This is a genomic window from Shewanella xiamenensis (genome assembly GCF_014647135.1).
GTDB lineage: Bacteria > Pseudomonadota > Gammaproteobacteria > Enterobacterales > Shewanellaceae > Shewanella > Shewanella xiamenensis.
On record NZ_BMOP01000001.1, the window covers coordinates 208,354 to 233,044 of the forward strand.

At 45.0% G+C, this 24,691-nt stretch carries 22 protein-coding genes and 1 pseudogene; 13 read left to right on the top strand and 10 right to left on the bottom strand.

The window, feature by feature from the left end; genetic code table 11:
* The first annotated feature begins 182 nt into the window (after positions 1–182).
* Both IEY09_RS00870 and IEY09_RS00875 read left to right on the top strand, forming a co-directional pair.
* Positions 183–1,055 (top strand): EamA family transporter, encoded by an 873-nt coding sequence (locus tag IEY09_RS00870; RefSeq protein WP_069454304.1) that lies wholly within the window; start codon positions 183–185, stop codon positions 1,053–1,055.
* Between the two features lie 87 nt (positions 1,056–1,142).
* Positions 1,143–2,687, top strand: a complete 1,545-nt coding sequence (locus tag IEY09_RS00875) for an EAL domain-containing protein (RefSeq protein WP_188869451.1) — start codon at positions 1,143–1,145, stop codon at positions 2,685–2,687.
* 59 nt (positions 2,688–2,746) lie between these two features.
* Here IEY09_RS00875 and IEY09_RS00880 read toward each other — a convergent pair whose 3' ends face one another.
* The 4 genes from IEY09_RS00880 to IEY09_RS00895 form a co-directional block, all read right to left on the bottom strand.
* The gene (locus IEY09_RS00880; RefSeq protein ID WP_055647726.1) at positions 2,747–4,063 is read right to left on the bottom strand and encodes an ammonium transporter; all 1,317 of its coding nucleotides are present in this window, start codon (positions 4,061–4,063) and stop codon (positions 2,747–2,749) included.
* A complete protein-coding gene (locus IEY09_RS00885) occupies positions 4,060–4,398 on the bottom strand; it encodes a P-II family nitrogen regulator (RefSeq protein WP_037422289.1) in 339 nt (112 codons plus the stop codon). The genes IEY09_RS00880 and IEY09_RS00885 overlap by 4 nt, the downstream gene beginning before the upstream one ends.
* Positions 4,399–4,692: 294 nt before the next feature.
* Positions 4,693–5,676, bottom strand: coding sequence for a ketopantoate reductase family protein (locus tag IEY09_RS00890; RefSeq protein WP_188869453.1), 984 nt, complete (start codon positions 5,674–5,676; stop codon positions 4,693–4,695).
* The gene (locus IEY09_RS00895; protein ID WP_037422291.1) at positions 5,676–6,038 is read right to left on the bottom strand and encodes a VanZ family protein; all 363 of its coding nucleotides are present in this window, start codon (positions 6,036–6,038) and stop codon (positions 5,676–5,678) included. The genes IEY09_RS00890 and IEY09_RS00895 overlap by 1 nt, the downstream gene beginning before the upstream one ends.
* Before the next feature lie 162 nt (positions 6,039–6,200).
* Here IEY09_RS00895 and IEY09_RS00900 point away from each other — a divergent pair, with 162 nt between their 5' ends.
* A complete protein-coding gene (locus IEY09_RS00900) occupies positions 6,201–6,686 on the top strand; it encodes a YajQ family cyclic di-GMP-binding protein (RefSeq protein ID WP_011073585.1) in 486 nt (161 codons plus the stop codon).
* Positions 6,687–6,782: 96 nt separating this feature from the next.
* On the opposite strand, the gene IEY09_RS00905 is transcribed toward IEY09_RS00900, so the two are convergent.
* From IEY09_RS00905 to IEY09_RS00920, 4 genes are all read right to left on the bottom strand, one after another.
* On the bottom strand, positions 6,783–8,168 hold the full coding sequence (locus tag IEY09_RS00905) for an AmpG family muropeptide MFS transporter (protein WP_188869455.1): 1,386 nt from the start codon (positions 8,166–8,168) through the stop codon (positions 6,783–6,785).
* A 156-nt stretch (positions 8,169–8,324) separates the two neighbouring features.
* On the bottom strand, positions 8,325–8,645 hold the full coding sequence (locus tag IEY09_RS00910; RefSeq protein ID WP_188869457.1) for a hypothetical protein: 321 nt from the start codon (positions 8,643–8,645) through the stop codon (positions 8,325–8,327).
* Positions 8,646–8,711: 66 nt separating this feature from the next.
* Complete coding sequence (locus IEY09_RS00915) at positions 8,712–9,299, bottom strand: peptidylprolyl isomerase (protein ID WP_188869459.1); 588 nt, start codon at positions 9,297–9,299, stop codon at positions 8,712–8,714.
* Positions 9,300–9,332: 33 nt separating this feature from the next.
* Positions 9,333–9,899, bottom strand: coding sequence for a YajG family lipoprotein (locus IEY09_RS00920; protein ID WP_188869461.1), 567 nt, complete (start codon positions 9,897–9,899; stop codon positions 9,333–9,335).
* Positions 9,900–10,035: 136 nt separating this feature from the next.
* On the opposite strand from IEY09_RS00920, the gene IEY09_RS00925 reads away from it, so the two are divergent.
* The 10 genes from IEY09_RS00925 (at position 10,036) to IEY09_RS00970 (ending at position 18,973) form a co-directional block, all read left to right on the top strand.
* A complete protein-coding gene (locus tag IEY09_RS00925; protein WP_144345543.1) occupies positions 10,036–10,599 on the top strand; it encodes a porin family protein in 564 nt (187 codons plus the stop codon).
* A 242-nt stretch (positions 10,600–10,841) separates the two neighbouring features.
* Positions 10,842–11,873, top strand: coding sequence for a DUF2804 domain-containing protein (locus tag IEY09_RS00930; RefSeq protein ID WP_188869463.1), 1,032 nt, complete (start codon positions 10,842–10,844; stop codon positions 11,871–11,873).
* A 52-nt stretch (positions 11,874–11,925) separates the two neighbouring features.
* Complete coding sequence (locus IEY09_RS00935) at positions 11,926–12,789, top strand: sterol desaturase family protein (protein WP_037427826.1); 864 nt, start codon at positions 11,926–11,928, stop codon at positions 12,787–12,789.
* Positions 12,790–12,965: 176 nt separating this feature from the next.
* On the top strand, positions 12,966–13,601 hold the full coding sequence (locus tag IEY09_RS00940) for a hypothetical protein (protein WP_037421848.1): 636 nt from the start codon (positions 12,966–12,968) through the stop codon (positions 13,599–13,601).
* A 168-nt stretch (positions 13,602–13,769) separates the two neighbouring features.
* A complete protein-coding gene (gene mpl, locus IEY09_RS00945; protein WP_188869465.1) occupies positions 13,770–15,167 on the top strand; it encodes a UDP-N-acetylmuramate:L-alanyl-gamma-D-glutamyl-meso-diaminopimelate ligase in 1,398 nt (465 codons plus the stop codon).
* A gap of 1 nt (position 15,168) precedes the next feature.
* The gene (locus IEY09_RS00950) at positions 15,169–15,828 is read left to right on the top strand and encodes a flavin prenyltransferase UbiX (protein ID WP_047539467.1); all 660 of its coding nucleotides are present in this window, start codon (positions 15,169–15,171) and stop codon (positions 15,826–15,828) included.
* A 7-nt stretch (positions 15,829–15,835) separates the two neighbouring features.
* On the top strand, positions 15,836–16,366 hold the full coding sequence (hpt, locus tag IEY09_RS00955) for a hypoxanthine phosphoribosyltransferase (protein WP_037421839.1): 531 nt from the start codon (positions 15,836–15,838) through the stop codon (positions 16,364–16,366).
* A gap of 251 nt (positions 16,367–16,617) precedes the next feature.
* On the top strand, positions 16,618–17,556 hold the full coding sequence (locus IEY09_RS00960; protein ID WP_172589962.1) for an ABC transporter ATP-binding protein: 939 nt from the start codon (positions 16,618–16,620) through the stop codon (positions 17,554–17,556).
* The gene (locus tag IEY09_RS00965) at positions 17,553–18,323 is read left to right on the top strand and encodes an ABC transporter permease (protein WP_011715945.1); all 771 of its coding nucleotides are present in this window, start codon (positions 17,553–17,555) and stop codon (positions 18,321–18,323) included. The genes IEY09_RS00960 and IEY09_RS00965 overlap by 4 nt, the downstream gene beginning before the upstream one ends.
* A gap of 146 nt (positions 18,324–18,469) precedes the next feature.
* Positions 18,470–18,973 carry a hypothetical protein gene (locus IEY09_RS00970; RefSeq protein WP_188869466.1) on the top strand — a complete coding sequence of 168 codons (504 nt, stop codon included), beginning with the start codon at positions 18,470–18,472 and terminating at the stop codon, positions 18,971–18,973.
* 53 nt (positions 18,974–19,026) lie between these two features.
* Here the strand turns inward: IEY09_RS00970 and IEY09_RS00975 are convergent.
* A pseudogene (locus IEY09_RS00975) lies at positions 19,027–20,192 on the bottom strand (IS3 family transposase).
* A gap of 149 nt (positions 20,193–20,341) precedes the next feature.
* On the bottom strand, positions 20,342–24,523 hold the full coding sequence (locus IEY09_RS00980; protein WP_188869468.1) for a rhombosortase-dependent M36 family metallopeptidase: 4,182 nt from the start codon (positions 24,521–24,523) through the stop codon (positions 20,342–20,344).
* Positions 24,524–24,691: the final 168 nt, after the last annotated feature.

Consider the following 24,691-nt stretch of genomic DNA (forward strand, 5'->3'; position numbering starts at 1 on the left):
AATTATTATGTATATTTTCTATTCGTTTTTATAGCGATTATTTAATCGATGACCATACTAGCGTATGATCTCAAAGGCATTTATCAGTTTTTGTGTCGTGTCTAATGTTTCCATGTGGGGTATGATGCTTTTCTTATCTTTTGCGTCGAAGCAAGAGAACATGCTTTGGTGGAAATAGGTTTATGTGGATTTTGTTTACCTTGCTCGCTGCGTTTATGCAGGCGTGGCGCAATGCCTTTCAGAGCCAACTGAGTAAAGAGGTTAAGGTCGCGGGCGTCACCTTAGCGCGGTTTATTTGGGCAGGCCCAATTGCGGCCTTGTATCTTGCACTATTATATCTTTGGGATAATGTCGGCTTACCACATTTTACGGCGGAATTTTTCGGCTTTATTATCGGCGCATCCATGATGCAGATCCTTGCGACCGGCCTGATGGTTAAGCTATTCCAGCAGCAAAACTTTGCTATTGGTGCCGGGCTTGCTAAGAGTGAGGCAATAGTCGCGGCAATCTTAGGAACATTGTTCTTTGGTACCCATTTATCCTTACTCGGCTGGGTTGGGGTTATCTTGGGCGGTATCGCTGTATTTTTGCTGAGTGCTAAGCAGGGGCTTAGGCAGCTATCCCTAAGCACTGTGCTCCTTGGCATTGCCAGTGGCAGCGCCTTTGCGCTGACTTCGCTTTGGGTGCGAGAAGCTAGTTTGAGGTTAGATGTCGGTTTTCCTCATAGTGCGGCTTGGGTGTTGTTGGTGGTGATTAGCCTGCAAACAATCGTGCTAGCCAGTTACTTGGTTTTAAAGGATAAAGAAACATTAATCGGCCTGTTACAACGGCCTAAGTTAACCTTGCTGACCAGTACTACAAGTTGTTTTGGATCTATTGGTTGGTTCAGTGCGATGTCGTTACAAACTGTCCCTTATGTGAAAACCTTAGGCCAGGTGGAAATCTTTTTTATGATGTTGATTTCAGCATTCTGGTTAAAGGAACGCGTAAAAATAAAAGAAATGCTTGGTCTAGCACTCATTGCGGTTGCTGCCATACTCGTGATGTGGGGATGAGTATTTGAGCTGTTTTATATTTATCATATGCAACGCAATGTTTAACCAAGATAAATCGCTATAATGGCAACAAGATAAGGATTCCGGATGCAGAATCGTATTAACAGCCTGTCGTCACTTTTACGCTTATTCATCTCTCAGTACGATCTTTCAGGCAAGCATTTATTCATTATGTTGTCTGTTCCTGTTGTCTTGGCTATCGCATCCAGTTTTATGGTGACGAGTTATTTGGTTGAGAAAAAGGTGCATGAAGTTGGTGAGTTTAATCTCAAACGGCTTGAGGATTTATTAAGCCAGTCTGAGTCAATTGGTCAGTATGCCAACACTCTTAGTCAAGGTGATTGTAGTGACCTGAATGAGTATATGAAGTTTAAGCCCTATTATCGTGGTGTACTGCTTTTTAATGCTTATGGTTTTTATTGTTCATCCACAAATGGTGAAATTGATTTTCCACTGAACACACTCTTACCTGAACCGACCCTAAAAGAGCCTACTTATTTTATTGTTCCTGAAACGCCTGCGCGTTTAGGTGTCCCTGCCATCATTGTTATTGCTACGCAGGTCAACCAAACGAGTGGAGCGGTTGTGATTATTGAAGGGCAATATTTTATCGACAGCTTTATTCAGCCAGAGGTGTTTCCTCGTCCTGTGCTGAATGTGGTATTGGGGTTGAAGGGCGCGACATTACCGACTGTGCCACAGTTTGGTGATGGGAAAGTTGTTGCCGTAAAGGCTGATAATTCGGAATTCGTGATCCTACTTGAGGTCTCGCAAGCGTTTTTTTGGTACTTTTTCTGGATATCTTTTGGGCTATCGCTCCCCGTTTTTTTGGCATTTACTTGGTTAGTCGGTTTACATCTTTGGCGTAAAAAAAACCGCTATTCACTGGCCGACGATATTAGAAGCGGGATCGAAAATAAAGAATTTTTCCTTGTATACCAACCTATTATTTGTACTGAAGACGGTAAGGCTAAAGGGGTTGAGGCATTAGTACGGTGGCTACATCCGCAAATGGGCTTGGTGCGGCCAGATCTATTTATTCCCATCGCGGAGCAGAGCCAACTGATCGTGCCGCTAACTAATTATATTTTTGAACGCGCTTTAGCCGATTTTAGTTTGTTTTCCGTGCAGCCAGGGTTTCGAATTGGCTTTAACGTAGCACCTGAGCATTTTATTCAAAGTGATATTGAAGCTAAATTTCGCTATTTAAAGGATGCTTTTTCTCAAATTGGTGTTCAACCTTTGATTGAGATTACCGAGCGGCAGCTATTAACTGCGGATATGTGCGAGCGAATTACAGCATTGCGTGAGCTTGGCATTTTAGTCGCTATTGATGATTTTGGCACCGGACAGACGACCTTATCGCTGCTGCAAACCTTTACCTTGGACTACCTTAAAATAGATAAGTGCTTTATCGATACCATAGGCCAAGATTCGGTCACTTCCCATGTGCTCGATACTATTATCGAACTCTGCCATAAAATGAATTATGTCGCTGTAGCAGAAGGGGTAGAAACACAGGAACAGGCGGATTATTTAATCAGTCGTAATGTGCATTTTCTGCAAGGATATTTATTCGCTAAACCGATGAAATTAGATGAGCTTGCCCTTTGGCTGAAGAAACGCAACTAACAACAACCGTCAGGATAGGTATCCTGACGGTTATAGGTTTTGCGTAGAGGTTGATGTACTTACAGGCTGTAACCCGTTTCTTCATGTTCAGAAAGATCGAGCCCATTCACTTCTTGCTCACTGCTGACACGCAGTCCTCCAAGGAGTTTGCTAATAACGATAAACAAGAGCCAAGTCACTACTGCGGTATAACTAAAGGTCGCCGCGATACCAATCATTTGGACGCCGAGTTGGTCAATCATAGTGTCGTTAACAGTGGCAAAACCATAGCCGCTAAAGATCCCAAGTTGAGTCGAACTAAAAACGCCTGCGAGCAACGTACCGAGGATGCCGCCTACACCATGGACAGGAAATACATCGAGAGAGTCGTCAATCTTCAATTTTTGTTTAATGTAAACCGTTGAAAAGAAACAGACCACCCCGCCAAGAAAACCAATCACTAAGGCTCCAGCTGGGCCAACATAACCCGATGCAGGCGTGATTGTTCCCAAACCCGCCACCATACCTGTAACGATACCAAGTGCGCTGGCTTTACCAAATTTATACCATTCAATCCCAGCCCAAGTGATGGCACCCATCGACGCCGCCAAATGGGTCGCGAGTATCGCCATTGCCGCTGTACCATTGGCGCCTAAGGCGCTGCCGCCATTAAAGCCAAACCAGCCCACCCACAGCATGCCCGCACCTGTGACAGTCATGGTCAAGTTGTGGGGCATAATCGCTGAGTTTAAAAATCCCCTGCGTGGGCCAAGTACTTTTGCCGCAACCAGTGCCGCCACCCCTGCGGTAATGTGTACGACTGTGCCGCCGGCAAAGTCATAGAGCCCAAGCTCAGCTAACCAGCCGCCACCCCATACCCAGTGGGTGATAGGTGCATAGACTAACAGCAGCCAAGTGCTTGAGAATATGAGTACCGCAGAAAATTTCATTCGCTCAGCAAAGCCACCGATAATCAGCGCTGGCGTGATAATGGCAAAGGTCATTTGGAATAGCATAAACAAAGGTTCGGGAATATCACCGCTCATACTCTCACGACCAATGCTGGCTAAAAATGCTTTATTTAGCCCACCGATAAAACCATTGCCTGTATCGAAGGCGATGGAGTAACCCACGACAAACCAGAGTATTGAGGCAATAGCAGCAATCGAAAAACACTGCATTAAAATGGAGAGCACGTTTTTGCTACGCACCAGTCCACCGTAAAATAATGCCAGTCCAGGGAGCGTCATCAGTAATACTAAGGCTGATGAACTTAAAATCCATGCGGTGTTGGCACCACTTAACTGCACCTCATCGGCGAATACTGGAGCTGTAAAGCTACTCGCGATGAGGATAAGTAACGCTTGATAACTGCACTTAGATTTTGGATTGATCATATGGCATCGCTCCCTTCTTCAGAGGTGCGAACGCGGATCACTTGTTCGAGCGGAGTGACAAAAATTTTACCGTCACCGACTTTGCCTGTGCGAGCTGCTTGGATGATGGCTTCGATTACAGCTTCTTCAAGCTCTGAGTGGATCGCGATTTCAAGCTTCATTTTGGGGAGAAAGTCGACAGCATATTCGGCGCCGCGATAGAGCTCTGTGTGCCCCTTTTGCCGGCCAAAACCCCTCACTTCAGTCACTGTCATGCCGTGGACGCCCAGTTGAGTGAGCGCTTCACGTACATCATCAATTTTGAAAGGTTTAATAATTGCGGTGATGAGTTTCAACTTTATTCTCCAACGAACATCAGGCATCAGTTCGTTGGATATAGCAGGAATTAGGCCACAACAATAAACGTTTTATTATCATTATGTTAATAATGTGGTGCACCCAAATAAATCTTATTTTTGCTGCAAAATAGTGCAAAAATAGATGAGCACGCCCTGACTTGGTGCGCGCCCTTGGTGCGTTAAATGCAAAAAAGCCAATTAGGGTGCATTTAAACACTGTTAAGTATTATCGAGAATGATTTTCTACGGCAGGCTTATATTAAATCTATTTAAAATCAATTGAATATGCAGTTATCGTGGTAACGTTATTGCCGAAAGCTGTTTAATAGCGCGGACCATCTTGGTATTAGTTGCTGCACTTAAACCGTGCGCGTTGGCGCGGTCACAAATATAGCCATTAATTTGGTCTATCTCGGTGAGTCTGTGGTTTGCAACATCTTGGTGCATCGATGAGAAGTTTGCGGCTGTGAGTTCAATCACTCGATAGACGCGCTGCTCTAAGAAGTGCCTGTCGAGCTCAATCCCATCATGTGCTGCAACGTCGACTAATTCATCTAGGATACTAGCAATGGTGTCACTAAACTCAGCTTGAGCCAAAGCGCCGTTGGGGCATTGATGCAGCGCCGTAAGAGGATTGATTGCGGCGTTTACGGCCAGTTTTTGCCAAAGACAGGGGATAATCGCCTCAACCCACTCACTGTTTGGGATGGCATGTAATAGGTTATCTCTAAGCGTTTGTGGTAGCGCCGGGCCGGTAAAATGACCCAACTGGGTTAAGCCTTGGCCGGTTTGCTTAACTTGCCAACATGACTGACGTAATACGCCCTGCGAGGTCGTGCCTAAGCTTAGGCCGCGGCCATTTAACATTGGTGCGAGCGCGAGGTGTGGCCCCATACCATTATGTAATAATAGGATATGACATTGTGGCGATAACTTGTTGAGTAAAGGACCTATTGCATCAATGACTTGATAAGCTTTTACGCACACAATCAACAGTTGTACTTGCTGTAAGTGGGCTTTGTCGGCGCTAAGCAGCGGGACTCGATAGGACACACAGTCAGTAACGGCATCGCTTGGGGACAAATGGCTAAATACCAAGTCTTGCCAATCAGTTGCTTCAAGGTTTGATACCGAGGAGTCCCGTGCAATTAAGCCTACCGCTAATCCCGCTGAATGCAGTTGATGGCAAATTAATTGCCCTACAGCACCTGCGCCTAAAATCGCGATATTAGTGACTTGAGACTCTATAGCTAATGGCACATCTTGGCCTAACATTATTCTTCCTTGAGTTGTGCGGCACTAACATATTTTCGATAGGCCCAAAGACAAAAATAAAACAAGGCAATACCCGCAAAATCAGCCAACACATCACCTATTGAAGCGCTGCGATAGGGGAGGCGGGATTGCACAATCTCAATTAACATCGCGTAAGTTGCAAGTACCAGTGAGAGCCAATACCACTTAGGACGAAAGGCGAGATAGGTCAGATACGAGAGGCAGAAAAAGCTTCCAAGATGGCCTACTTTATCGATATGGGGGATGCTTTGCGAATAGGTTGGTCTGGAGAACACCAGATAACTGATCACGACAAAGGCTACGGCTAAAGCCAGTTTGAATAGGGTGTGTTTAGTTATCACAAATACAATTTGATTATCTTAGTGTGACGCCATAATAGGAAAATGTGTCGCCAAAGTCATCCCTAAGCCGAGTTTTATCTTGCTGGGACAAAGTTAACCTTCAACTTGGGGGAGGGAGTCGGTAAACTATGGGCATTTACAATCACCTAAGGGGCGGCAACTATGCCTTCATTTGATATTGTGTCTGAAGTTGACGAGGTTGAGTTACGTAACGCGGTCGAAAACTCTCGCCGTGAACTCAGCGGCCGATTTGATTTTCGTGGTAAAGATGCCAGCATCGATTACAAAGATCATGTGGTGACACTCACCGCAGAAGACGATTTCCAGTGCAAACAGTTAGTGGATATTTTACGTACTCAATTGAGCAAGCGTAATGTTGAGCCTTCGACTATGGATGTCGACGAAAAGTCAGTTCACAGTGGCAAGACTTTCTCCCTGAAAGTACGCTTTAAGCAGGGCATCGAGACGGATATCGCCAAGAAAATCGTTAAGATGGTCAAAGATAGTAAAATTAAAGTGCAATCGCAGATCCAAGGCGACACAGTGCGTGTGACGGGCAAAGCCCGCGATGATTTACAAGCTGTGATGGCGTTAGTGCGTCAAGCAGATCTTGGTCAGCCTTTCCAGTTCAATAACTTCCGCGATTAATCATGAAAATTGGCTTGAGTTCGCGTTAAGCTAACTTAAGCGTGGAAAATACAGTAAGCCCCAAACCTTTACGGTTTGGGGCTTTTTTATATCTGATTATTCTTGGTCTGGTTTGTTACTGACGTGGGGGGCGTATTTATTCACTAAATGAATAAGTAACAACACAGGAAAGCCTATCACGCTGGCAGCGACAAAGAAGTTCACATAACCATAGGCATCGACATAGGCGCCCGAGAAACCCGCAATAAACTTAGGGAAGAGCAGCATAATCGAAGAGAGCAGGGCGTATTGGGTTGCGCTATAGCCGCTGCTGGTGAGGCTTGATAAATAGGCGATAAAGGCCGCGGTGGCAATCCCCGCACTGAAGTTATCAACCGAAATGGCAAAGGTTAAAAAGCTGATGTTATAACCAATGACCGCTTGCCAAGCAAAGAGCAAATTAGTGACAGCAACCAACAGCGCGCCAAGAAATAATATCTTCATGGTACCGAAGCGGGCTAACAGGACTCCGCCAAAGGCTGCGCCAACCAAGGTCATGATCAGGCCATAGATTTTACTCAGATAAGCAATTTCTTCCTTCGTGAATCCCATGTCCACATAAAACACGTTGGCCATAATTCCCATCACAATATCCGAGATGCGATAGCAGGAAATCAGCAATAAAATTAAGATAGCACTACGGCCATAGCGTTTGAAAAAGTCGATAAAGGGCAGGATGCTGGCGGTATAAATCCACGAGAGACTCGCAGCTATAGGTTTAGGGTAACGCTCGCTTAAGCGTTGTTTAACCGCTAATTCCGTCTCATCGGCGGCGCGGGTATCGACCTGTGGCTCTTGGCTAAAGAGCGTAGTTAGAACCCCAATAAACATCAGTCCAGCCATGACTAAATAGGAAGTTTGCCAAGCGATTAAGTTATATTCGGTATTGCCTGGCTCAACCCAAGCTGCGATGGTCAGCGCGCCTGCGGTCGCCACAATCATGGCGCTGCGATAACCCACCTGATAGGCGGCCGCTAATGCAGCTTGCATTTTTTCGGGAGCCGATTCAATCCGAAAGGCGTCAATCACGATATCTTGGGTCGCAGACGCAAATGCAACCATTAATGCAAACAAAGCTAAGCGTTCGAGATCTTTAACGGGATCACTAAAAGACATCCCCAAAATTGCACCGACCAGTAACAACTGCGCGAACAACATCCAGCCGCGTCGCCGGCCTAAAAAGCGCGTCAGTAAAGGCAGTGATAATCTATCTACTAACGGTGACCAGGCCCATTTGAAGGCATAGGCTAAGGCTATCCAACTGAAATAACCGATAGAGGTGCGATCGACACCTGCTTCCCGTAACCAAAATGACAAGGTTGAAAAGACTAGCATTAATGGTAGGCCAGCAGAAAAACCGAGTAATAGCAGGATCAAAACGCGTTTATGGTAATAAACACTCAAGGAATCTAAGGTGCGACGAGTAAAACTGGGTACGGACATATGTATTAGCCGAAGAGTCGAATCCGCCTAGCTTACGGGTAAGATGTGGTTAGGTTCAAGGGGCAAGGTATCTCCTTTTGATACTCAGAGCGATTTTGTTTGCAAAAGCTAAAAATAAAAAGACTCAGCAAGCTGAGTCTTTTAAGAAGGGATTGTTCAAGGTCGGATACCGATACAACCCGAGGGCATTTGGCCTCCCAAACAGAGGAAGTCACAGCAAGCATGCAACTGCTGACACAGGTACTGATTGCCGCGGATCATCCAGTCTGGCCACTTACTAAAGCTATGGAGCAAGTGCCAAAACACGGTTTCCATTTCTGTTTGCGCTTCACTTGTTGGAATGAGTTGTTGCCATTCTTCAAGTGTGTCCCATAAATAGAGCTGAACTTCTTGGAAATCGAGTTCATCACTCAAAAACGCTTTTCCATATACAGCAAGTTGGGGCGCTTTATTATCGATAAATTCTTCAATCGTCACCCTTGCCTCCTTTCGTTAAGCTTTTACAGTATAGAGGCAGGATTAGCGTTGTTGCTAAATTTTTAATTATTTTTTCGGGAGCAACTTAGCTGTTTTCAATATGATAGGAGTGACAGGTACATCGGGCCAATTCAGTTTGGCATTCGTCGTGGTTTCTACTACAGCCATGGCTTCGAGAACTTGCTTACCTTCAATCACTTCACCAAATACCGCATAACCCCAACGACGTTTTGAGGGGTCAAGCTTAGTGTTGTCTGCAACGTTAAAGTAAAACTGGCGGGTGGCCGTGTGGGGGTCATTGTCGCGCGCCATGGCAATGGTGCCCATGCTATTGGATAAACCATTGCCCGACTCGTTGACTATCGGCTTGCCCGCTGGCAGCTCTTCTAATTGCGGATTCAGTCCACCGCCTTGCACTACAAAGTCACTGATCACCCGATGGAAAATCGTGTTGTTGTACTCACCTTTGACCACATAGGTGAGGAAGTTATCAACTGTAATGGGGGCTCGGGTTCTATCGAGTTCGACGACAATCTTACCTAAGCTAGTATCAAACTCGACTTGGGGATACAAACTATCGGGTTGAATGTCGATTGCCGCCCAGCTGCTATAACTTGCACAAAGAACTAAAAGTGCAGATATCCAACGAAACATTATGATTTCCTTACTAATTATCGATTGGTATGTTTATTTTTGTAGAAACTGGTTTAACTCTGGATCATTTAAAATTTCCCCGGTGAGTTGGCCTAGAAGCTTATTCATATCCATTTCTAAGGTGGCAAAGTCTGGGGTTAATGGGCCTTTTAAGGTACCTTTGGCTTTATAGCGTTTGACTAATTCTTGACTTGAATTTCGCGCTTGGACGGCGATACGTACGCTGTGTTTGGCTTCGTAACCAAAGGTTTTTTTGGTGACATCCATTTGCAATTCTTCTAATTGAACTTGAACCGAGTTGGTTGCGCTTGGATCTATTTGGTATCCCGCTTGGGTGAAACCATTACGAAACACTTCATCGAGTAATAACTTAGGTGGCTCACTTGGACCGACTAAACGAGTCTTGGTGCCTTCTTCCATAAAGCGCGCCACGTATTCGGCGTTACGAGTATCGATAGTATCTAATGAGATTTGCAGCGGTCTTGAAGTCTGTTGGCTGATATCGGGAACCAATGGGCTAAACGCCATATGAGTCGGTTTTTGGCTTGCACAGCCCACAAAGAGTAGGGGGAAAGTCAGCGTCAATAGTAACCGTTTCATGGAGAATCTCATGCTAGTAAAAAGTGGCTACAGCATACCAGAAATCCCCCTTGTTGCCACAAGGTACTCGGGTTCAGTTTTTGTACAGGTGTAAAGGTTATGATGTGACGACATTTAAATACTGAATTTAAACAATATGAAATACTTAACAATCAATATTTGGCTGTTGTCATTTGCACTATTCGGTGGTTTGGCCATCGGGAAAGCCAATGCCACCGATTCCCCCCATGTGTTAGGCGGCAGCTTAGGCTATGGTACCCAAGAGTTTGAAACTAAAAGCGGTAAATATGATGCGGGTGATACATTTACTGGCGACTTGTATTACCGCTATATGCTCAACGAGCATTTTGGATTTGAAGCGGGATATTTAGCGGGCTCTGGTGGCGTGGCGAGTGCGCTTGTTAGTGCGATCAGTGATATAAAAGACTTAGATTACCAAGGCGTGAGAGCTACTGCTTACGGTGAGTATGCTCTGTCTCGTGGTAATAGTCTGTATGCCAAACTTGGTGCAGCCTACACTAAAGTGAGTTATGAGTTTGAAAAGCAGGAGATGGATTCGGACGATGTGGGCTTTTACGGCGCTATCGGTTGGCAATATCGTTTTCGCTCTGGCTTTGGGCTAAACCTCGAATACCAATATGTGCCGATGAAAGAGCTAGAGTTGCAAGGGGTAAACTTTGGTATCAGCTATCGTTTTTAACGGCTAAGGTGTTCCACTGGATTCGTCAATATTTGATTAAGTGGGTTCGTCTCAACTAATCGCCTTTGGGCGCTTTTTTAATGGTTTTTTGAGGAAACTAAACCGAACTCCTCTCGGTCACAAAATCACAACAATTTGAGCTTGCACTCTTTTAATGCAATGAATGACAGGTTAGAGTAAAAATTCAACATTAAATAAGAGAGCATAAATGCTCCCTCGAGTGCAAAAGCAAAGGCGAAGTTATGTCTAGGATTATCACCCAAATCGCCCCCGACAGTTTGATCAATGCCAAAGGTCAGCCACATTTTGGTCATTTCGACGGTATAGTCAGTCGCTTAGGTTTAGCGGATTTTGCCTATTTCGATACTATGGATAAGCCCGCATCGGCTTGGGCGAAACGGTTTGACTATAAGCAGTTCCAATTTATTTCTATCGTTACGCCCCGTTATATTATTGGTGTTGCGCTCGCGGATATCGCCTACCTCGGCAGTGGATTTTGTTATTTATACGATATTAAAAACAATAGGTTAACTCAGCAGGACTGGCTAAAATCCCTTGGGTTTGGCTACCGGATGACGCCTTCTCCAGCCAATGGCACGGCAACCATTGGCGGCAAAGGTAAGCGCATAACCTTTAAAATCCAAGAGGGGAGTTGGCATTTAGTCATTGATACTAAAAGCATTCAAGCCGATTTAACCTTACATGCATTGCCTTTAAGTTTACCTATGGCCATGTGTAGCCCCACGGGATACAACGGCTGGACCTATACCCAAAAACACAATGGTTTGTCGGTCAAAGGACAACTCACCATAGACCATGAACCGCAGCCATTAAATTTCGCCCTCGCAGGCTATGATTTTTCCGCGGGATTTATGCGCCGAGATACCAGTTGGCGTTGGGCATCGCTGAGTGCGCAAATTGACGACGGAGTGATTGGATTAAATCTTGCTGCGGGCGTGAATGAAACTGGTGCTAATGAAAATGTGTTTTGGATCAATGGTGAGCGGCATTTACTCGGACCAGTACAATTTGAATTTGACCGTCATGGCCAGCAGGGCACAGATCTCTGGCGTATTCATAGTCACGATGGCCGTGTCGATTTAGAGTTTACCGCGAGAAATTGCCGTAGTGAGAAACGCAATTTTATCTTGCTGAAGAGTAACTTCCGTCAATATCTGGGGCTTTTTAGCGGTTTTATCATTGACAATCAGGGGCGGAAATTCCAACTCAACAATGTATTGGGATTAACCGAGGATCATTACGCTCGCTGGTAGAACATAGGCAAATTTACGCTTTAATACAATAATAACAATAGGATAAAGGTATATGGATATCGCAGCGTTAATTAATCATCCCGAAGTACTGTTACTGGTACTTGCCCCGCTGTTTTTTGTCTGCATGTTGCTGGAATGGTACTTAGGTGACAGAAGACAGAAACTGCCCGTTAGCGCCCGTTACTATCCAAAGGAAGTGTTGTGTAATTTTAGCCTCGCCGCCATGCACCAAGGAATGGATATTTTGGCGGGCTTGCTGATCGCTAAATTGTATCTTGCGGTATTTGGTTGGAAATTATTCGATATTCAAATGGGGCCATTCAGCTTTGTGCTGCTGATGATTGCCCAAGATTTTTGCTATTACTGGTTCCATCGTGCGAGCCATAGAGTGCGTTGGATGTGGGCGGCCCACGTGGTGCACCATAGTTCGGAGAATATGAATTTTAGCACCGCGTTTCGCCAGAGTTTGATGTATCCCTTCGCTGGTATGTGGGTGTTTTGGTTGCCGTTGGTAATTTTGGGTTTCGACCCTAATTGGGTGGTTTTTGTGGTGCTGCTCAATTTGGGATTACAGTTTTTTGTGCACACCCAAGCGGTGAGAAAACTCGGCCCATTGGAATGGCTGTTTAATACGCCTTCCCACCACAGGGTGCACCATGGGCGTAATCCGCAATATATCGATAAAAATTATGCCGGTATCTTGATTATCTGGGACAAACTTTTCGGTACCTTTGTTCCTGAAGAGGAAACCGTGATTTACGGCATCACTAAACCCGTCAACAGTTTTAATCCAATCAAAGTGACCTTTAGCGAATGGCGCGATATGTTTAGTGATGTCACGACTAAGGGGCTGGGCTTTTCAGAGCGGCTTAAGCTGTTATTCGCCCCTCCTGCCAGTCAGCAAAAAGATAAGTGAGTTGCTTAAATTCAGGAATCATCCATCTTCAAATAGTGCAAATGGGTAATTGGAGTCAGATCTTAACCTTGCTAGCCTACTTTTCTTTTTTTGCAAATTAATCGCTGAAAAAATATACAGAATCACGCTTTGATGGTAATTTTTTGTACAAGTGATTCATCTGAGTAGGTTGTCGTATGGTTGATGAGCCGCATTTAACCTTAGAGGAATTAGCTTGTTTTAGAGAGCTATTTTCCCCCAATCGCATAACCCATAGCACTGAGGACGCTCATCCTGAGCCTTTGGTTAACCATGTATTAACGGTCAAAACCGAGGTGCCACAGGCGCTTGCCTCGCTATTGGGTAAGGCCAAGTTGACCCTATTGGCTGAAGTCGGCTCCTATAAGCTCTGGTTTCCCCTTGAGATGCGTCTCGATGATTTTGGCCAATTACAGCCAACTCTTGGGGTGCCTGAAGTGTTAGACGCAAAAGGGGCTGAGCGGAGTTGGCGTTTGACTCAGCCTGAAGATGTGTGGATCTTCGACCAAGATCAGGGCGAACAATGGTCTGTGGTGTCTTTATCGAGTTCTGGCATGGCGATTCGTGCTAAATCGTCACAACAGTTTGAACAGTTGGTCGATAGCCAAGAACTGCAATTACAGTTGCCCGAGGGTGAAACCATGCGGGTTAAAATCGAGCCTATCCGCCATGAAGAGGGACTGGCGATTGTCAGATTTCAGGCCGAAGCCGAAGAGCGAGAAGCCCTACGTCAATTCCTCTTTAATCGTCACCGCAGTCAATATCCCAAGCTCTATGCCAGCTTGCGCGGATAAGTGAGCCTAGTGGCATAATTCTGTTAGTTAAACTTCAGCCAATTGTTAAAATTTATTCCGTTCTCAGGATCTTTGCCGAAGATGTGGCTTTTCCGAGCTCCTAACCTGCCAATCTGCTGTGCTATGGATTAGAATAGCCTTGAATTCAAAAACATCAGAGCGAGCGGTATGCACGTACATATTTTAGGAATTTGTGGAACCTTCATGGGTGGCCTAGCACTCTTGGCTAGGGCAAAAGGGCACAGAGTGACAGGCTCGGATGCCAACGTCTATCCACCGATGAGTACGCAGCTTGAAGAGCAAGGTATTGAACTTATTCAAGGTTTTGATCCAAGTCAGTTAGGTGAAGCGGGCAGTTATCCCGATCTTGTGGTGATTGGTAATGCCATGAGCCGAGGTAATCCTTGTGTCGAAGCGGTATTAAACCTTGGGATCCCTTACACCTCTGGACCACAGTTTTTAGCCGATCATATTCTGCCTGAGCGTTGGGTATTAGCCGTATCTGGTACCCATGGAAAAACCTCCACTTCAAGCATGCTGGCGTGGATCTTAGAGGACTGTGGTTATCAACCCGGTTTCTTGATTGGCGGCGTGCCACAAAACTTTGGCGTGTCGGCCCGTTTAGGGGAATCGGCATTTTTTGTGGTCGAAGCCGATGAATACGACAGCGCCTTCTTCGATAAGCGTTCTAAATTTGTGCATTATCATCCCCGTACGCTGGTGATTAATAACCTCGAATTTGACCATGCTGATATTTTTGCCGATTTAGCGGCGATCCAAAAACAGTTCCATCATTTGATCCGAACTGTGCCAGGACAAGGCAAAGTGATTTGGCCAGCCGATTCCCACGCGGTAAAGCAAACCATTGATATGGGCTGCTGGAGCGAACAAGAGACCTTCCATACCACTGATGCGACTAAAGGTTGGCATGCTAAGGCCTTAAGTGATGATTGCCATGAGTTTGAAGTGTTTTTCGATGGCCTGTCCCAAGGTGTGCTCGATTGGGCACTGATTGGTCAGCACAATATTGAAAATGCAGTAATGGCCATCGCTGCCGCGCGCCATGTTGGGGTTAAACCGAGTGCTGCGATTGATGCATTAACCCGCTTTGTACCGCCGAAACGTCGCCTAGAGTTGTTGGGCACTGTCCACGGCGTCAGCGTATACGATGATTTTGCCCACCATCCAACGGCGATTGCGACCACCATTAAGGGCATGCGTGCCAAGGTCGGTCAAAGCAAAATCACTATTGTATTAGAACCTCGCTCGAACACGATGAAGAGTGGAGTGCATAAAGACACTTTGGCCCATTCCATGCTGCAAGCGGACGAAGCCTTTTTATATCAAGCCGATACTATCGATTGGAATATGAAAGAGGCGATGGAAGCAGCGGTGATCCCTGTGACTGTCCTGCATCAAATTGATGATGTTGTCGCTAAAGTGGCTGCCTCGGCAAAAGCGGGTGACACTATCGTGGTGATGAGTAACGGTGGTTTTGGCGGCTTACATAAAAAGCTGTTGGCGGCGCTTGAAGTTAGCCCACAGTTTGTTCAGCAGGCGGACTAATATGGCCTATGCCAAATCTGAGAAAGCCATTAGCTTAGCCTGGACAGGAGCCTCGGGTGCGCCCTATGGTTTGAAGTTATTAGAATGCTTATTAGCCTCGGGCTACCAAGTTTTTTTAATGATCTCAAGCGCTGCACGTGTGGTGCTGGCGACTGAACATGGCTTGCAACTCAGTGCTAACAGCGATAAAGCTAAGGCGCAATTGTTAGAGGTGCTTGCAGAAAAGAATGCGACTTTATCTGGCGAGTTAGTGGTATTAGGCAAGGATGAGTGGTTTTCGCCGCCAGCCTCCGGCAGTGCTGCACCCAAACAAATGGTGATCTGTCCTTGCTCGACTGGGACACTGGCAGCTGTTGCGACGGGAATGAGCAATAATTTGCTCGAGCGCGCGGCAGATGTGGTGTTAAAAGAACGTGGTCAACTGATCCTCGTTCCGCGGGAAACTCCCTTTAATGCCATACACTTAGAGCATATGCTCAACCTATCGCGCTTAGGTGTCACTATTATGCCTGCGGCGCCTGGCTTTTATCATAATCCCAAATCGGTTGAAGATCTGGTAGACTTCATGGTCGCTCGAATCCTCGATCATTTGGGCGTTGACCATGCATTAACGAGTCGTTGGGGTTATGACAAACACTCCCCTACTGACATCGACAATTGAGACTGATATGAAACACACCACCGAAGTGATGATCTCCGCTGAAGAGATTAGCCAAAAATTGGATCAAATGGCCGAGCAAATCAATGCCCACTATGCCAACAGCGAGCGTTTGCTGATGGTGGGATTATTAAAAGGCTCAGTCGTATTTATGGCTGATCTGTGCCGCCGTATTAAAGGCCATGTTGAAATCGATTTTATGTCGGTTTCGAGTTATGGCAATTCCATGACCAGCTCACGTGATGTGAAAGTGCTGAAGGATGTGCAATCGGATATCGCGGGCCGCGACGTGCTGATTGTGGAAGACTTGATTGACTCGGGCAACACCTTAAACAAAGTGCGCGAAATGCTGTTATTGCGTGAGCCAAAGAGCTTAGCCCTGTGCACTCTGTTGGATAAACCCGAGCGCCGCGAAGTGGATGTAAAAGTCGACTTTATCGGTTTTACTATCCCAGATGAGTTTATTGTGGGTTACGGCATCGATTATGCTGAGCAATATCGCAACTTGCCTTATATCGCTAAAGTGGTGCCGCTCGAATAAGCCCAGATGCGTTATGACTCAAACTCCCGCCTAGGCGGGAGTTTTGTTTTGTGTAGAAAGTTGGTCACACCAATGCGGTTTGGTATAACTGACCTATGTATGGTGCTCTATTAGTTATTTTTAATAAATTAATAACTATTTTTTCAATCAATTAGAGTCATAATTCGTTTTTATACAGCTTAGCGTATTGCATTTGCTGTTTTCGTCACCATTTTAGTATTTCGTTTATTCTTTCAGGATCAGGTAGCACTATGGCCAAGCATGCCCATGCTCTCGTACTCGAGGGGCTAAAAAAAACCTACAAAGGCGGTGTAGAAGCGGTAAAGGGCATTAGCCTTACCGTTGAACAGGGAGACTTTTTTGCACTGTTAGGCCCTAACGGCGCGGGTAAGTCGACTACCATTGGGATTATCAGCTCCTTGGTGCAGAAAACCGCTGGTTCTGTGCAGGTTTTTGATTTTGATATTGATAAGCAACTCGAAGAAGCCAAGCTGTGTATTGGTTTAGTGCCGCAAGAGTTTAACTTCAACCAGTTTGAAACGGTACTGCAAATTGTGGTGAATCAGGCGGGTTATTATGGCGTACCTAAGGCCGTGGCTCTTGAGAGAGCCCAAAAATACTTAAGCCAGCTGGATTTGTGGGAGAAGCGTAATAGTCAGTCTCGCACCTTGTCGGGGGGGATGAAGCGGCGGTTAATGATTGCCCGCGCCCTGATGCACGAACCTAAGTTACTGATCTTAGATGAACCAACTGCGGGGGTCGATATTGAGCTACGACGCTCAATGTGGGAATTCCTCAAGCAAATTAATCAGCAGGGTGTGACGATCATTCTAACTACCCACTACCTTGAAGAAGCAGAAATGCTCTGTCGCAATATCGGCATTATTGATAAGGGCGTGCTGGTGGAATGCACGAGCATGAAGGCCTTGCTGAGTAAGCTGAATCTCGAAACCTTTATCCTCGACCTACGCCGCGATATCGATGTCGCCCCCACTCTCGAGGGTATGGTGTGCCGTTTAACCGATCCGCATACCTTAGAGGTCGATGTGGCAAAGGAGCACAATCTCAATGATGTGTTTACCCAATTAACCGCGGCCAATGTGGAAGTGTTGTCGATGCGCAATAAGTCCAATCGATTAGAAGAATTGTTTGTGGAGTTAGTGAAGAAAACCCAAGGAGCTAAGGCATGAAACAGCTGTATTTTATCGCCTTCAAAAGCATATTAACCAAGGAAATCAATCGTTTTACTCGGATCTGGATCCAGACCTTAGTTCCGCCTGCAATCACTATGACCTTGTATTTTTTGATTTTTGGTAACTTGGTCGGTAGCCGCATTGGTGATATGGGGGGTGTATCTTATATGGAGTTTATCGCGCCAGGCCTAATCATGATGTCGGTGATCACTAACTCCTATTCGAATGTGGCGAGTTCTTTTTATAGCGCGAAATTTCAGCGCAATCTCGAGGAGTTAATGGTCGCGCCCGTACCTCACTATGTGATGATCGCAGGCTATGTAGGGGGCGGTGTCGCTCGGGGGTTATGCGTTGGTTTAATCGTGACGCTAGTCGCCATGTTCTTTGTCGACATCAGTTTGCACCATGCAGGCTTAGTCGTCATGACGGTATTTTTAACCTCAGTGTTATTCTCCTTAGGGGGATTAATTAATGCGGTATTTGCCAAGAGTTTCGATGATATCAGCATCATCCCGACGTTTGTGCTCACGCCATTAACTTACCTTGGTGGCGTATTCTATTCACTGTCGTTACTGCCATCCTTTTGGCAAGGCGTGTCGGCACTGAACCCTGTGGTCTATATGATCAACGTCTTCCGTTACGGTTTCTTAGGTTTTGCCGATATCAGCATTCCGCTTTCTATTGGCATCATGGTGGGCTTTTGCGCTGTACTTTGGGGTGTTGCGTATTACCTTATTTCAAGAGGTATTGGGCTGCGTTCGTAGATAACTATTTAATGTTGTGACTTTGGAAGGCATAAAAATTTATGCCTTTTTTATGCGCAAGCTTTTGTTTAAGGAGTATATAGCTTCATTTTTGATGATACCTTGCTAAGGTAATACTTTAAGTTGGTTTGAAATGAAGGATGAGCATGTATAGGACTTTATATATACTAATTGTGGGTTGCTTATTGGGTTGTTCGAACGCTAAAAATGAAGTAAGAGCCAGCGACACTCTTTCAACTAGCAATGGTCAAGTAACAACTTTGTCGACGGAGGGGGATAATTATCCACAAAACAATCCCTCATCAACACAGTCAAAAGGCTTGGTTCAGGAAAATAAATTATACAGTTATCAATTTAATGAACGTCAGTTTACCGCGCATACAGCTCGACTAGTTAAAGGAACAGTGGTTTACGATACGCAAATATCGACGTTTGGACAGCTTAGAGGCTCATTCGTGCTGGTTTCTAAATCCGATTTAGTAGCATTATCCTCTAGTTTTCGGATTGAGCGCATTGCAGGTAATACTTATCGACTAATACCAATCGATAGCTCTCTTTTATTATTAGATATTCTTAAAAGGCTACAGAAATTAGGTCAAGTTGAATTAGAGGTGGATTACACTTCGCGAGATAAAAATTCAGAAATGTAGTATTTAAGGAATTATTTTATCTCGTCCTGAAATAAGTTGACACTTATTTCCACCTAAAACGCCTGATACACCTTATCGAGCGTTTTGTATTTTAAGGCCAAATAGGACCTCCGTTGATTATAAATAGCTACCGCTTCTGTCACCATTTGTCGCGCCTCCTCCAGCGTTGCGGGCTTATGTGTTAAAAGTTCCTGCTTCAAGATGCCATTCACTCGCTCTGCTAAGGCATTTTGAGAGCAGTCATATCCGTCTGTCATTGAGCATATCACACCATGATGTGCGTGAACCGCTTGATAAACGTTTGAGCAGTACTGTATCCCTCGGTCTGAGTGGTGTATCAGCGGTTTATCTTTGTTTTGTCGCTGCTTCTGTGCCCGTTTGTAGGCCGTTAGCACCCCGTCTGTTTTAAGATTATCATCAACATGATAACCCACGATTTTTCGTGACCAGGCATAGGTCACCAAGCTTAAATAGGCTTCATTATCTTGCAGTGGCAGATAGGTAATATCAGCCACCCAGGCTTGCTCTGAACGGCTGATGTTCACTTGTTGCTCACTGGGCTTAAGCAAGTTGGGATGACACCTAAATCGATGATGACTATGGGGCGTTTTAGGGTATGCCCGTTTCGGCGTGACCAACAAACGATGCGCCCTAAGACAGCGAAATAACCGGTCTCATCCTATCACTATTTGATGCATTTTGTTCAGTAAATACTGCTGTTTGCGTGTACCGACTCGCGGTTGAAATAACCGTTCATATTGCACCGTTTGCAACACTTGTTGCTCCCTTTGCTCCCATTCTGTTTGCCGCTGGCATTGCTGATAATACGCTTGGCGACTGATGCCAAGGTAGCGACAGCATTGAGTGACGTGATAACCTATGGCCGTTTTTTCTTGGAGCGTTTCGCGTGTGGCTTTTTTACGACGGATATCCCGTAGTCAGTTCTGAGTTTTTTGACAATGGCTTCGAAGAACGCGGCCTTCATGCGGGTATCTTCAAGTTCGGCTTCGAGGGCTTTTATCTTTTGCTCGGGGGTGAGCGTGGTGGGTTCAGTCATCAACTGTCCTCGCATTGATGTAGACGGTGTCCCTTGGGACCAATCCAGTTTGCCATGCTTGCGTAACCAAACTAACACGGTGGAGCAACCTTGAATACCGTACTTGTCTTGCGCCTGCTTATAGGTCAGCTCGCCTTTTTCCACTTGGTCGACAACCGCCAATTTAAAAGCGAGGGAATAATCGCGTTGAGTTCGTTAAATTGTTGAAGTCATTACACTCTCCAAAATGAGTTTGAAAAGTGTCAACGCTATTTAGGACGGGTCACAGCCAATAAAAAAGCCGCAAATTGCGGCTTTTTATTATTAGCGCGTTATTTACGTCGACGTAATGTAGCTAAAGGCAACAAGATAAATGTTAACCAACCTAAACTACCTCCGGAAGACTTATTCGGTGTAGGAGTTGGTGTAGGTGCCGGAATATCATTCACCTTAACTGATATAGTACTCACTACATCGTCTGTTCCATCATTTACAGTTAGTGCAAATTCAAGAGTCTCATTTGCACTAACTTGCGGGGCTGTGAAGCTTAATGATGCCGTATCTGCCCCAGTCAGGGTGACTGCAGTACCTGAAGTTTGTGCCCAAGAATAGGTGAGTATATCATCAGAATCTGCATCAATCGCAACAGCCGTTATGCTAACATCTTCACCCTCTTTTACTTCAGTTGCACTTGGAGTCAAACTGACAACAGGAATGTTATTATTTTTTACTGTTATCAACACAGTGCTTACAACATCATCTGTTCCATCATTTACAGTTAACGCGAATTCTAAAACTTCATCAGCATCAACATTTGGAGCTGTAAAACTTAACGAAGCAGTATCTTTGCCTGTAAGTGTCGCTGCAGTGCCTGACGTTTGAACCCAAGTATAAGTGAGAGTATCACCTGCATTCGCATCAATAGCAGCAGCAGTGATGCTCACAGCTTCGCCTTCTTTTACCTCTGTTGCGCTGGTGACTAAGCTAACATTGGGTAAACGGTTAACGCATGGATTTACATCACCTGCCGTTTGCTCATGGAAGACACTAGTCACAATATTTGTAAAGGTGACGTTATCAATAATCCAACCAAACTCATTCGAATTGGTATCTGAGACAATACGGAAACGGAAACGAACTTCGTTACCATTTAACTTAGTTCCAAAGTTTACTGTTTCAATATCACCAGGGAAATCCATAAAGCCAGTAAATGCTTGGCGACCAGGTAGCAGATCCGCTAACTCACCAGTATAGCCAGCACCTTCAAAGACACCGCCCATTTGAGTTACATCTGCCCAATCCCCTCCGTTGACGCTAATTTCAACTACACCACCGTCGTAGTTTTCTTCAATTTCAAAATATTGGAACCAGCTGATTTTGAAATCACCACCGTAACCAACAGTTACAGGTTTAGTTTCATAAGCGACATCTGATGCAAAGCCATTATTGGCAATACGTAGATATTGAGTGTCAACAGGGAAGTAATCGGCATATTGGCTTTCAAGTTTCGCAGTGCCCTTGGCCATGTCACCGCCTCCAAGCACATGTTCCTTAAAGTCAACTCGCCCAGCTTGGCTTTCCATATTACTCGTAGACTTATTGCCTTCAGGCGCTTTGTCTTTAAAGTCCATGTTAACGACAGTTGTAAAGCTATATTCGTTTACATCGGTTCCCTCTAAAGTTGGGAACGTCAGTTTTAACTCTACAGTATCGGCTGTTGTAGCTTCGTTAAGAGTCATCTCTATCGGAGTACTAGTAACTTCTGCAAATAAGTCTAGAGCTCCAAAGGTGACTTTACCGTCGTTTGCCAGCGTAATATCTTGGCCGCTGACAACTTCAACTTTTCCTTCTAGCCTTTCAAAAGTTTTACTTCCTCGGTTAGTTATCGTGAAGCTGACAGTCCCCGTTTCGCCTTTATCTAAAATGCCGTCTTTACTGCAATAACCGACAGTTAATCCTTCATAGTCTGCATTGATTTCATGGTTAGTCACATTAAAGGTGGATAATTCAGTTTTATAAGATTCGACCACACCACGGTGTTTGGTGTCATACCGTTCAGGTGAAACGGCTCCAAGGCCCATACCTCTACGAGCAAAGGCTTTTAGGAATAGTTCATAGTCCTTAGGCTCATTTGCATACGCTGCGGCTAACAAGGCATCACGGGCTTCGGTATAAGTTGGTGCAATAGGCGTCATTTTATAGGCTGCAACGAGATAACTCATCATCATGCTGCGCGCTTCTGCAAAGGTATAGCGTTCATCATTGATTAAAGAGACATAACAATCCCATAGCATAGCGGCCCATGGTTCACCTGCATCATGGACTTCCGCATTGCCATACTGGTCAGCACTAGTTCCTTTATTTAACTCGACATTACCGAAAGTGAGAGGATTCACGTCCATATTTGTGCTGTAAGGGTAATTGCGGATGCCAGAATAGAAAGAGGCTACATAAGTAATTGCAGCATAAGGCTTTTGGAATAGCTCGTTACCTGGGATTAATGCATCGTCTGCTTCTGATATCACGAGCAATGCATGGAAGTCCCCCCAACCTTCGCCCATAGAACGGCCTTGTTGGTTGATTAAACCCGAAGAGTTACCCACTAAACGGTTACTGATGTAATGTCCCCATTCATGGGCAACAATAGCATTATCCCAAGAGCTGTCTTTAAACGGCTTTTTGTTGAACATGGTGACACTGACAGGTTTGGCTGCATCGAGCTGGGCATAAATCAACGCACCGTCATTTTTTGATAAGCCGATGCTTGGAATTTTTACCGTATCGTCGCTGCCGCCCATTGGCGCTGGCTCTGTGGTACCCGAGTTGTTAGCTATGAGTACGCCAATTGCTCCTGCAGTTTGGGCGAATTTAGCTTTCACGGTAAAGCCGCAAACACCACGGTCAATAATGGCTATTTTGCCTGCTAAATCTGCTGCATTTGTTGGTGTCGTACATCCATCATTCACAGGGGCTACACCATCAACAAGACGAACCACTTCACCACTGATTTCAAATTGACCTTGACCAAAGCTTGCGCGTTGTGTCGACGGGAGTAGACCAATCGCAGCATCAGAGGTTACGGTTACACCATAGTCTTCACCATTGACTGCATCTTTACTATCCCAAAGATACATTTGCATTCTCGGTGAGCGGCCATCAGCTGGAGTGCTCATGTTTGCATTGTTAAAGCCTGAGTTATCTTGAACTTCAGCTCTAATTGCATCTCCCTCTTCACCGCCACGCCCGTAGTTCTTCGCTTGAGCATTTCCTGAGGCTTCATCGAACCCATGATCATAAAATAAATCATGTAAATAGTTGTTCATATAGAACAGGTTAACAATAGATGCTTTGCGGTTGTTAACAGAGCTTTCGACTTGATTTGTATTATATTGATAGTCAAAAGTTTTATCGCTAGTGATTTCTGCTGTGAAGTCACCATTGGTAAAGCCATCTGGGGCTAGAGCGTCTACATAGGCAAAGACGTTATTACCCGATGTTGTGGTGGCATCTTCCGCTAACCATGGATCCATTGTACTGATGGGGCCAGTGGTGATAGTAACCATTGGAGCATCTAAATACTCAGTTGCGTCGACTTGGTCTTCACTCATAGCTGGAATAACATTGCCATGTGGACCATCCCAAGGCACACCTTGCTCATCAGCATATATACGATAATTAAACGCGGCTTCTTGTGCTGTCAGGTTATGTTTAAAAAGGACTTTATTATCTAAGTCGCTAATAACAAATGAATAAAATTCAGAGTCAACACTGTCGTTATCTGCGACCTCAATCTCCACGTAATGAGCAGGTACGAGCGAACCTTTCAATTCAAAAAATACGGGTTTAGAACGTGGTTCACCTTTAAGTATTTTCGAATTACCAGAAGCTGTTACGTTAAAAGATTGAAATTTACCTGACGTTGTCGATGCGCTGATATTGGCATCGGAAACACCCATTGCCTTTGAAGCCGCTTTCACCGCATTTAAAGGATCATTAAAAGTCGTTTTAATCCCTTTGAGCTCAGTTGTGTTAGCTGTACTTGAGGGTAATAAGCTTCCAGAAGTTGCCACGAGTTCAAAATTACTATCCATCAACACATTGAAATTACGGTTGAAAACCTCAACGCCTTGATATTCTTGCTGGTATTTAGCAATTTTTGCCCCACGGCCTGTATCGTGCAAGTTGGTTAGCACTGGTTTCAAACTAGCATTTTTGCTAGTTGATAGACCCGTTACTTGGTTCAGATAGTAATCGGCTGCAAAGGCAAGTTTATATTGTGAATCAAGGGCCCCCATATCGGGAGTTCTTTGATCTGATTTTGCCCATTGAAAAGTGGCTTCTCCAGTTTCTTGATCATATTGATCTTTCATACCACTGACTGAAGTTACGCTCTGGCTATGCTGATTTTTGGCTAAGTTATTACTGATTTGATGTATACGCAGAGTATTATTGTCTGCAACAGCAGCACTTGATAGTAGTGCCGCGGAGATAGCGATAGATAGTTTTGTCTTCACAACTTCATTCCTTGTCAATTAATGCTTGTAGTGCAAAATCAATCGCACTTGTAGCTAAATTGTTATAATTATGCTGCGCATTTTGTGGCTAGCAATGGAGTTGTAACACAAAAATATCGTACGGTTAACACTTTTGAAGTAAAAAAGACTTAAGTCATACTTTTGCAA

What these genes read in the sequence shown, in the direction of transcription:
- mpl (WP_188869465.1), top strand. Translation starts at nt 13,770, where the DNA reads ATGCACGTACATATTTTAGGAATTTGTGGAACCTTCATGGGTGGCCTA.
- IEY09_RS00900 (WP_011073585.1), top strand. Translation starts at nt 6,201, where the DNA reads ATGCCTTCATTTGATATTGTGTCTGAAGTTGACGAGGTTGAGTTACGT.
- IEY09_RS00880 (WP_055647726.1), bottom strand. Translation starts at nt 4,063, where the DNA reads ATGATCAATCCAAAATCTAAGTGCAGTTATCAAGCGTTACTTATCCTC.
- IEY09_RS00870 (WP_069454304.1), top strand. Translation starts at nt 183, where the DNA reads ATGTGGATTTTGTTTACCTTGCTCGCTGCGTTTATGCAGGCGTGGCGC.
- IEY09_RS00950 (WP_047539467.1), top strand. Translation starts at nt 15,169, where the DNA reads ATGGCCTATGCCAAATCTGAGAAAGCCATTAGCTTAGCCTGGACAGGA.
- IEY09_RS00890 (WP_188869453.1), bottom strand. Translation starts at nt 5,676, where the DNA reads ATGTTAGGCCAAGATGTGCCATTAGCTATAGAGTCTCAAGTCACTAAT.
- IEY09_RS00920 (WP_188869461.1), bottom strand. Translation starts at nt 9,899, where the DNA reads ATGAAACGGTTACTATTGACGCTGACTTTCCCCCTACTCTTTGTGGGC.
- hpt (WP_037421839.1), top strand. Translation starts at nt 15,836, where the DNA reads ATGAAACACACCACCGAAGTGATGATCTCCGCTGAAGAGATTAGCCAA.
- IEY09_RS00915 (WP_188869459.1), bottom strand. Translation starts at nt 9,299, where the DNA reads ATGTTTCGTTGGATATCTGCACTTTTAGTTCTTTGTGCAAGTTATAGC.
- IEY09_RS00960 (WP_172589962.1), top strand. Translation starts at nt 16,618, where the DNA reads ATGGCCAAGCATGCCCATGCTCTCGTACTCGAGGGGCTAAAAAAAACC.
- IEY09_RS00875 (WP_188869451.1), top strand. Translation starts at nt 1,143, where the DNA reads ATGCAGAATCGTATTAACAGCCTGTCGTCACTTTTACGCTTATTCATC.
- IEY09_RS00970 (WP_188869466.1), top strand. Translation starts at nt 18,470, where the DNA reads ATGTATAGGACTTTATATATACTAATTGTGGGTTGCTTATTGGGTTGT.
- IEY09_RS00940 (WP_037421848.1), top strand. Translation starts at nt 12,966, where the DNA reads ATGGTTGATGAGCCGCATTTAACCTTAGAGGAATTAGCTTGTTTTAGA.
- IEY09_RS00905 (WP_188869455.1), bottom strand. Translation starts at nt 8,168, where the DNA reads ATGTCCGTACCCAGTTTTACTCGTCGCACCTTAGATTCCTTGAGTGTT.
- IEY09_RS00925 (WP_144345543.1), top strand. Translation starts at nt 10,036, where the DNA reads ATGAAATACTTAACAATCAATATTTGGCTGTTGTCATTTGCACTATTC.
- IEY09_RS00930 (WP_188869463.1), top strand. Translation starts at nt 10,842, where the DNA reads ATGTCTAGGATTATCACCCAAATCGCCCCCGACAGTTTGATCAATGCC.
- IEY09_RS00935 (WP_037427826.1), top strand. Translation starts at nt 11,926, where the DNA reads ATGGATATCGCAGCGTTAATTAATCATCCCGAAGTACTGTTACTGGTA.
- IEY09_RS00965 (WP_011715945.1), top strand. Translation starts at nt 17,553, where the DNA reads ATGAAACAGCTGTATTTTATCGCCTTCAAAAGCATATTAACCAAGGAA.